A 9,129-nucleotide genomic window follows, 5' to 3' on the forward strand; every position below is an offset into this window, starting at 1 on the left:
CTGCGGAACTCAGTATCCCGCAGCTATGATATTGCATCACCAACCTAATAATTTTGATAAAAAATAAGCAATTGCACCAATAATAATAGGTGATATATAGAGAGTGAATATTTGACTGAATAATGAGTGGCGTGGGAATTCTACCTTAGCTTCCAACTGTTCTTTAGTGACATCACTTTCTTTTGCTTTCTCCAGAATCACATGATCTTCAATCTGTTCCCTAATAAATTTGAATTGACGGTATATCCTCAAACCAGATGCACTCATCGCCAAACCAACAAACATCAGGAAATAGATGACTAAAAAACTAACATTCGCTCCTGTGATAACTGCCATATAATCTGGTATTGGAGAATGTCTCCAGAAAAAATCTAAAAATGGTGTGTTGAACTTAATCACGTCAGCCATCATTTTTAAAAAATCATTCAAGACTGCGTTAATACCATCACCTTTAACTCCATGCAGCCATACCAAATTGACTACTGAAACTAGAGTTGACAAAAAAGCGGGTATAAAAATAACCCAACCCAATAGCCGCTTTGTGATGGCTACATACCTTGCCTGTGAATACGTCATTGATACTCCTCATGCGCATATATCCAAAAGATTTCAAGTCGTAACGCGAAAGTAAGTGAATTAATCACCAGAAGCATATACTCTTCGCCTTTCAAATTTCCTTTTTATTGGCTGGGCAAGTTCATTTTTGACTAATTTGCTGCTCCCTTGCCGCCACGATGCAATGTAAAATCCATTGAGTATAGATATATGCTCTGGGCAAGGGCCAGTTAAATATTAGTGTTATATGTTAATAAATAAAAGATTTTTCTTGTTTACCCCCTGTTCAACCAGGACAAAACTCTCTATACTAGTGCACTGTATGCATAAACAGCAATCAGCTCCAGTAATCATTACAACAAACAATCTAGTATAAATAATTATGACAGCAGAAGGACACCTTCTCTTTTCAGTTGCCAGCCTTGTATTGGCTCACCAGCTAGAAATCACTCCAGAAATAGCACAGGGGGATTGGTTCCATATGATTCCCGGTGTACTTTTGGCTTCTTTATTACCAGATATTGATCATCCACATTCAACTTTAGGTAGACTATTCCGCTTTATTTCCATTCCTATTGCACGGCTTTGCGGGCACAGAGGGTTCACTCATAGCTTACTGGCTCTGACAGTCGGTATTGTTCTGTTTCAGGCTGAAATACCCCCTGAGTGGCCTATACCAACTGATTTTATCCATGCCATGCTCATAGGGTATATTAGCCACCTAATCGCAGATATGCTGACCCCCGCAGGCATTCCTCTCTTATGGCCACTGAAAATGCGTTTTCGAATTCCTATCTTGAGAGGAAAAGAACGCAAAAAAGCAGAGCGCTTTATAGCAGTTTTACTTGTGGTAATTGCTATTCTTATTCCACAACATATCAATATTTCATTTATAGATTATTTAGATAAATTGCAATTCGATAAACTGCAACTTGATAAACTACACCTTGATAAATTACAAAATTTGTACAAATAATTGAGTTTACTTTTAATCAAATAATGGTCCTATTTTAATAATAGGACCAATCAAAAACATAAATATTATTTCTTTATTTTTGCTTATTAATTTCACTATCTGGTATCTAACTTCTGAGTTACAGCTTGCCATTGTTGATAAATAAACTTATATATTAATCAGATAACTCAAATGGCTTCATATTCTCTGAGGCGCCCCCACTCACATATTGGCTAACATTGAACGAAAGCAAAACAAATCCCATAAATACATATAACTAATAGTGCTATTTAGTGACAAATAATTATATTATATTCTCTAAAATTATAAGAAAGCTAATACTTATATTGATACCATAATTCTTTAATAAAATAATGGTAAAACTTCTCGCTATAACTCGAAGTGAATACATACCATACAAGAATATTAGTCAGAATATTGGAGACTAGGGATGAATTTACCACTCATTATTAATGTGCTGGTTTTTACAGCACTACTCGTTATATTAGCAAAAACGAGTTCAGATCAATGGAGTCTATCCAAAAAAGTTCTTATTGCCTTAGTTGTTGGTGTCTTTTTTGGATTAGCATTAAATGTTATCTATGGTGCACATAACCCGATCGTGAAAGAATCAATTAAATGGTTCAACATCGTCGGCAATGGTTATGTGCAATTGTTACAAATGGTCATTATGCCATTAGTCTTTGCTTCTATACTAAGTGCAGTTGCACGTCTGCATAAGGCATCTTCCTTAGGTAAGATCAGCTTGCTGACTATTGGTACTTTACTGTTTACCACAGCGATTTCTTCTTTAATCAGTGTTGTTATCGCCAATATGTTTGGATTGACCGCTGCTGGATTAGTTCAGGGGACACAAGAAACTGCTCGTCTGTCAGCAATTGAGACAAGCTATATTAATCGGGTTTCAGACCTGAGTGTACCGCAACTAATCCTCTCTTTTATTCCCAAAAATCCATTTGCAGATCTTACTGGAGCAAATCCGACCTCAATTATCAGCGTCGTCATTTTTGCAACATTTTTGGGAATTGCAGCTCTGCAAATGCTGAAAGATGACCATGAACGCGGTGAACGAGCTCTTATCGCGATTGATACTATGCAAGCATGGGCAATGAAACTAGTCAGGCTGGTTATGCGCCTTACCCCATACGGAGTAATGGCATTAATGACCAAAGTAGTTGCCAGTTCTAATATTCATGATATTGCCCAATTAGGTAACTTTGTTGTTGCTTCCTACATTGCTATAGGTTTAATGTTTGTTGTACACGGCATTCTTTTAGCTATAACAGGTATCAACCCGCTAAAATTCTTGAAAAAGGCAGGCCCTGCTCTGACATTTGCTTTTACCAGCCGTTCAAGTGCTGCAAGTATTCCATTAAATGTAGAAACGCAAACACGTCGCATTGGTGTTCCTGAATCTATAGCCAGCTTTTCCGCCTCATTCGGTGCGACTATCGGCCAAAATGGTTGTGCAGGAATCTATCCTGCTATGTTAGCGGCTATGATTGCTCCAACAGTTGGTATTGATCCTTTTGACCCTTTATGGATTGCAACTCTGGTGGGGATTGTAACTATCAGCTCTGCCGGTGTGGCTGGTGTTGGTGGTGGTGCTACGTTTGCCGCACTTATTGTTCTACCAGCGATGGGATTGCCTGTTACTTTAGTCGCTTTATTAATCTCTGTTGAACCACTGATTGACATGGGGCGTACTGCTCTGAATGTTAACGGAGCTATGACTGCCGGTACAATTACCAGTCAGTTAATGGGTAAAACTGATAAAAAGTTATTTGATCAGGATTAAATAATCTAATGGTAAAAAAGCCGAGATTTACCATGAATCTCGGCTTTTTTCATTTAACTGTTTAGATTCTCATCTTTTAAATAGATGCAAGCCAAGCAGTATTACTTAATATATTCGCCACTACGCAACGCTTCAATACGTTTATCCAATGGTGGGTGAGATAAGAATAACTCACTAAAACTCTTCGATTTGCCATTGATACAAAACGCCATCATGCTGCCTTCTTCCTGAGGCTCATAGCTTGTTTTGAGACGCTGTAATGCAGCAATCATTTTCTCACGCCCGACAAGTTTTGCTGAGCCTGCATCTGCGTGAAATTCACGATAACGAGAGAACCACATGGTAATAATACTTGCCAGAATGCCAAATACAATTTCCAAAACCATGGAAAGGATCATATAAACAATAGGGTTGCCATTACTACTGCTTTCGCTCTCATCGTCACTACTGGACAAGAAACTTGCAGCTGCTTGTGCAATGATACGTGAGATAAAGATAACGAATGTGTTTACAATCCCTTGCAACAACGTCATTGTTACCATATCGCCATTAGCGATATGGCTAACTTCATGAGCAATAACAGCTTCAGCTTCATCACGGCTCATATTATTCAGCAAGCCTGTACTAACAGCCACTAAAGACGCATTACGGCGCGCTCCTGTAGCGAATGCGTTAATATCCGGTGCATCATAGATAGCAACCTGTGGCATAGTGATACCGACTTGATCGGACTGACGGCGAACAGTTTCCATCAGCCAGAATTCCATTTCGTTAGACGGCTTTTCAATAACCTGCCCACCAACAGAACGTAATGCCATCCATTTTGACATTAACAAAGAAATAAATGCACCACCAAAACCAAACAAACCAGCCATAATCATAAGGCCGGCAACACTACTTCGCTGCACTCCCGTAAGTGAAAGTATTATCCCAAACACAACCATAACGGCAAGGTTGGTGAGCAGGAACAGGGCAATTCTCATCATATAAATTTGCTTCCTTTAATAATCAAACAGTTCAACTAAAAGTAAATCATAAGATGGGGACTAAGACCATATTATTCAATTTCTTTAAGATATTAAGCGATAGAATCAACGTAACTTTACAATTTTACATAAGATCCAGCCAATAATACAAAAGTAAAAAAACCGACTATAAAGTCGGCTTTTTTGTATTGTGATATTTAAAACCACTACTATTTATTCTGAGTTATTTCAACTGGCTGATGAGCCAGATCCAGAGCAATTTGTACGGACTCGTCTAAGTAAGGGTCTGGCCCTTTATAATCTTTTGCTAAGTCATCAAGTGACACTAGTGGTTTTTTGCCTTCTCGTTTGAAGCGCTCATTGATACGATTTAGTTTAATCGCCTCATACTCTTTATTTTCTTTCTCTCGCTCTGCATAGTTTAATGAATAAACACCATGGCGAGCTTTTAGTACCTTGTAATAGGCGATATCCTGGTCAATATATTTAAATTCAGGATCATTAGCGATACGCTGGCGATGCAGTTTAGTTAATGATGGTACTAACTCTGAAATATTCTTTGAAGAAGAATAAACTGCTGGCTGGATACTATCCCAAGGCAAAGCATTATCTTCCTTACTTTCACCTATATCAGTAGGCTCTGCCCCTGTTGGCATAAGAATATCAGGTGTCACACCTTTAAGCTGAGTACTACCACCATTTATCCGATAAAACTTCTGAATGGTATATTGCACTGAACCAATTGCCGGCCAGTCAGGGCTGAGCATTTGATCATAAATGCGATTCAGGGAACGATATTGTTGAACTGTCCCTTTGCCAAAAGTCGGCTCACCAACAATTAACCCACGACCGTAATCTTGCATAGCAGCTGCAAAAATTTCAGATGCAGAAGCACTTAAATTATCAACTAAAACAACCAAAGGGCCTTTATAATATATCGCTTCATCAGTATCTGAATCTTCTTTAATCCGCCCTGTATTATCTCGGATTTGTACAACCGGACCAGTTGTGATGAATAAACCAGAAAGTGAAACAGCTTCTGTCAGCGCGCCACCACCATTACCACGCAAATCAATAACAATGGCAGAAACATTTTGCTTCGTTAGTTTTTGCAGTTGTACTTTTACATCATTAGTCAAACCAACATAAAAACTGGGAATATCAAGAACCCCCACTTTTTCTTTACCAACAGTTTTAACGGACATTTTAACTGCATTGTCTTCAAGGCGAATATTTTCACGAGTTAACGTAATAATATGATTTTTTGCCCCTTTTGCACTTGGAATAATTTCAAGGCGGACTTTACTGCCTTTTGGCCCCTTGATCAGAGCAACAACATCTTCCAAGCGCCAACCAACAACATCTACAATAGGTTTACCTGCCTGCCCTACCCCAATAATTTTATCCCCGACTTTGAGCAAATTACTTTTGGCTGCCGGCCCCCCCGCTACAAGTGAACGAACGGTTACATATTCATCATCATATTGTAAAACAGCACCGATCCCTTCAAGTGAAAGGCTCATCTCTGAATTAAACTGCTCTGTATTACGAGGTGAAAGGTAGCTAGTATGAGGATCTATTTCACGAGCAAAAGCCATCATTATGATTTGAAAAACATCTTCACTTTTACTCTGAGTCAAATGTTTCAGTAACGTCCTATAGCGTTTTGTCAGCGTTTCCTTGATTTCTTTGGCATTTTTCCCTGAGAGTTTAAGATTTATCCAATCTGACTTAATCTTTGCATCCCAAAGATTATTTAATTCTTCAACACTCGTAGGCCACGGCGCTTTATCACGTTCAGTCTCTAGCTTATCATTTCCATCTAAGCGGATAGGCAGCTCTAACCTGGAAAGAGCATATTGATAGCGCTCAAAACGACGTTTTTGCTGTAAGTTAAATAATGTATATGGAAGGTGTAAATCACCATTTTCAAGCTCTTTACCCAAAAGCCCTTTTTGTGTGGCAAACTGCGCGATATCTGATGCCAAAAAAATATTATGCCCATAATCGAGCATATTTAAGTAACGATCAAAGATCTTGCCTGAGAAATCGGCATCAAGATTGAAATGTCGGTAGTGAGAACTGAGAAAACGGGAAACAACCCGTTTACTTACTGTCGCATGTTGTGGTTCCGGTTTTAGATCGGGTAGCTGATTTATAGTAACAGTAAGCTGATTATTCCCAACTGTTGTTCCGGCAACAGGTACAGAAGCATTACTACGAGCAGCACCATCATTGACAGTATCTGCATACCCTGTACCAAAAAATGATAGCCCTAAAACGAAAGCCAAAGTAATGAGTTTGTTCATGCCCAAGTTGGCCTCCGTATCAGAACTTTAAGTGTTCTGCGCGTACAATCATTGCCAGACCAGTAGGTAACTGCACTCTTACACCATCTTTCGCAATTTCCAGCACAGAAGCATCCATTAGGCTTTTCCCTACATTTACTTTGATTGTCTGCCCGACTTTCAAAGAGAATACATCTGTAACTGAGGTTAACTCAGGTTGTGCAATTTTTTTGCTAGTTTTATCTGCTGGTTTACGCGATTGCTGCGGACGCTCTTGCGAACGAGTTGGACGTTTATCATCCTTTTTACCTGCTTCCGGGCGGCGACGAGGCGCAGCCTTTTTATTCACAGGACGTTCGCTTTTCTTGTCAGATACGTTTTCTGTTTCACGTTTTTTGGCACGTTGTTCAGTTCGTTGAGCCTGTACACGAGCTTTAGCTTCCGCTAACTGCTGGCGCGCATGTTCAATATGCTCGGCTTCCAGCTCACCACATGCATTACCGTCAAGGTCAACACGTTGAGCACCTTCTTTTACACCATAAAGGTAACGCCAACTGGAAGTATACAAGCGCAGAGCAGAACGGAGTTGTGTTTTACTTAAACACTCTTCGCCCTGAATACGTTCAACGATATCCTGAAAGATCCCGATTTTCAAAGGACGTGCTTCACCTTCTGCGGCGAAACATAACGGGAAACGCTCAGCCAAAAAAGCAATGACTTCTTTACTACTGTTCAACTTAGGTTGATTTTCCATGAAATTTCCTGATTACAACGGTTTTGCCAACCAGCGCAGGCATGAACAGGCGACATTATAATGGTGTTGCCGATAAATGCCACGTCATACATAAGTTAAGTTACATTCTGTTGCAGATATTTTGGCACAACACATTGCCCCAAATGCTCACAAAGCCTGCTAACAAGGGCTTTCAAGCCATGTTCATCGTATTCATCGAACCGGTCAAAAACCGTGCTGTCGATATCAAGAACGCCAATAACTTGCCCATTAATTTCCAAAGGAAGGACAATTTCAGCATTACTATTGGCATCACAGGCTATATGACCGGGAAAAGCATGTACATCAGAAATACGCTGAATACTATTCTTTTCTACAGCGGTTCCGCATACCCCTTTCCCTATAGGAATACGAACACAGGCAATTTTGCCCTGAAATGGCCCTAAAACTAGGGTATCACCATCTACCAAGTAAAAGCCAACCCAATTAACATTATCCAAATGTTCATATAACAATGAACTTGTATTTGCGAGAGACGCGATCAGGTTATACTCACCTGATAATAATGCCATCAAGCTATCCGATAAATTCTCATAGAGTTTATACTTATCCATATACACCTATACAAAGTAGTCAAGAACAACAAGTGAACAACAATAAATTAACGAACAGGGATTCTTATTAAAGATATCAGTCACTCCGATAAATTTTCTGCTACCCCTTGTATTCGCTGCACCAGCTCAAAGTCTGAAGCACAGAATTAGAATTTTCTTTCGAGAATTTTACCAGTATTCACTTTTAAAATTCAGTTAGTTATCACAGCTTATATTATAAAACTACCTGATTTGCAGTCCAAACCGTGTTCCTGTTCAAATTATTATCCAATATTCTCTCTACCGACGAATGGTTGTTTATTGCGATTTTTTTGTGTTTGTTTGTCACTACATTATTGCCACTCAAAGCCTACTGAACAAATTATACAAATTAGGAAAAACATGATCCTGTGAAAAAAGAGTAAAATTATTCACTAATTATGGTAAGCATAATAAAAAAAGGCCGAGCTCATTCCTCTACTCGGCCTAGGGAAAATGGCTCTGTTAGAGAGCCGTGCGCTAAAATGCCATTGAGACGTAGAACAACTTACCTCTTAAAGAGTAGTTGACACATGGTAATTTACCAATTTTGATTAGGGGCTGTGGATGTTTTGTGAGGGGAATTGGAACGGCATGATGATCTGGTATCCTTGTTTTCGCCAAAAAACCGTTACCTTGAGAACATCATGCCAAGAACTATGTTACCAGCTCCTTTGTGGAATAAGCTATTTTTATTCATGCAACAAAATGAGCTTATCTACAATAAAGAGGAACACCGACTGACTTTCGAAGGCATTCTTTACCGGATGAGAACAGGTATTCCATGGCGTGAATTGCCGGATGAATTTGGCAAATGGAACACCGTATTCAGACGTTTTAATGCGTGGTCAAAAAAAGGCATTTTTGATTTATTATTCAAAATGCTGTCTGAAGACACGGATACTGAATGGTTGTTTATTGATGGCAGTATTATCCGAGCACATCAGCATAGTGCGGGTGCCGCCTCAGAGGAAAATGAGGCCATAGGTAAAAGTTGTGGCGGACTCTCAACCAAAATCCATTTAGCCGTAGACAGTTACGGTTTTCCTGTCCATTTTGAGCGGGGCTGTGGATGTTTTGTGAGGGGAATTGGAACGGCATGATGATCTGGTATCCTTGTTTTCGCCAAAAAACCGTTACCTTGAGAACATCATGCCAAGA

The 9,129-nt window shown here is 39.4% G+C and carries 7 protein-coding genes and 2 pseudogenes; 3 read left to right on the plus strand and 6 right to left on the minus strand.

Features of this window, described 5'->3' with window-relative positions; genetic code table 11:
- Positions 1-36: 36 nt before the first annotated feature.
- Positions 37-576 carry a YniB family protein gene (locus Xsto_RS03685; protein ID WP_099108196.1) on the minus strand — a complete coding sequence of 180 codons (540 nt, stop codon included), beginning with the start codon at positions 574-576 and terminating at the stop codon, positions 37-39.
- 361 nt (positions 577-937) lie between these two features.
- Between Xsto_RS03685 and Xsto_RS03690 the strand changes: the two are divergent.
- Positions 938-1,477: pseudogene (locus tag Xsto_RS03690) on the plus strand (metal-dependent hydrolase); the annotation flags it as partial.
- Here Xsto_RS03690 and Xsto_RS22810 read toward each other — a convergent pair.
- Entirely contained in the window at positions 1,453-1,551 is a 99-nt protein-coding gene (locus tag Xsto_RS22810) for a pentapeptide repeat-containing protein (protein WP_422646215.1), read from the minus strand. The pseudogene Xsto_RS03690 and the gene Xsto_RS22810 overlap by 25 nt on opposite strands.
- 410 nt (positions 1,552-1,961) lie before the next feature.
- On the opposite strand from Xsto_RS22810, the gene Xsto_RS03695 reads away from it, so the two are divergent.
- On the plus strand, positions 1,962-3,329 hold the full coding sequence (locus tag Xsto_RS03695; protein ID WP_099124128.1) for an L-cystine transporter: 1,368 nt from the start codon (positions 1,962-1,964) through the stop codon (positions 3,327-3,329).
- A 101-nt stretch (positions 3,330-3,430) separates the two neighbouring features.
- On the opposite strand, the gene htpX is transcribed toward Xsto_RS03695, so the two are convergent.
- From htpX to Xsto_RS03715, 4 genes are all read right to left on the minus strand, one after another.
- Positions 3,431-4,315 carry a protease HtpX gene (gene htpX, locus Xsto_RS03700; protein ID WP_099108199.1) on the minus strand — a complete coding sequence of 295 codons (885 nt, stop codon included), beginning with the start codon at positions 4,313-4,315 and terminating at the stop codon, positions 3,431-3,433.
- A 209-nt stretch (positions 4,316-4,524) separates the two neighbouring features.
- Positions 4,525-6,624: a carboxy terminal-processing peptidase gene (prc, locus tag Xsto_RS03705; protein ID WP_099124129.1), complete on the minus strand. Its 2,100-nt coding sequence runs from the start codon at positions 6,622-6,624 to the stop codon at positions 4,525-4,527.
- Positions 6,625-6,643: 19 nt separating this feature from the next.
- On the minus strand, positions 6,644-7,357 hold the full coding sequence (proQ, locus tag Xsto_RS03710) for an RNA chaperone ProQ (protein ID WP_099124130.1): 714 nt from the start codon (positions 7,355-7,357) through the stop codon (positions 6,644-6,646).
- A 95-nt stretch (positions 7,358-7,452) separates the two neighbouring features.
- Positions 7,453-7,950, minus strand: a complete 498-nt coding sequence (locus tag Xsto_RS03715; protein ID WP_099108202.1) for a GAF domain-containing protein — start codon at positions 7,948-7,950, stop codon at positions 7,453-7,455.
- 665 nt (positions 7,951-8,615) lie between these two features.
- Here Xsto_RS03715 and Xsto_RS03720 point away from each other — a divergent pair.
- Positions 8,616-9,041 (plus strand): annotated as a pseudogene (locus tag Xsto_RS03720) (IS5 family transposase); the annotation flags it as partial.
- Positions 9,042-9,129: the final 88 nt, after the last annotated feature.

The organism is Xenorhabdus stockiae (assembly GCF_002632825.1).
Classification (GTDB): Bacteria; Pseudomonadota; Gammaproteobacteria; order Enterobacterales; family Enterobacteriaceae; genus Xenorhabdus; species Xenorhabdus stockiae.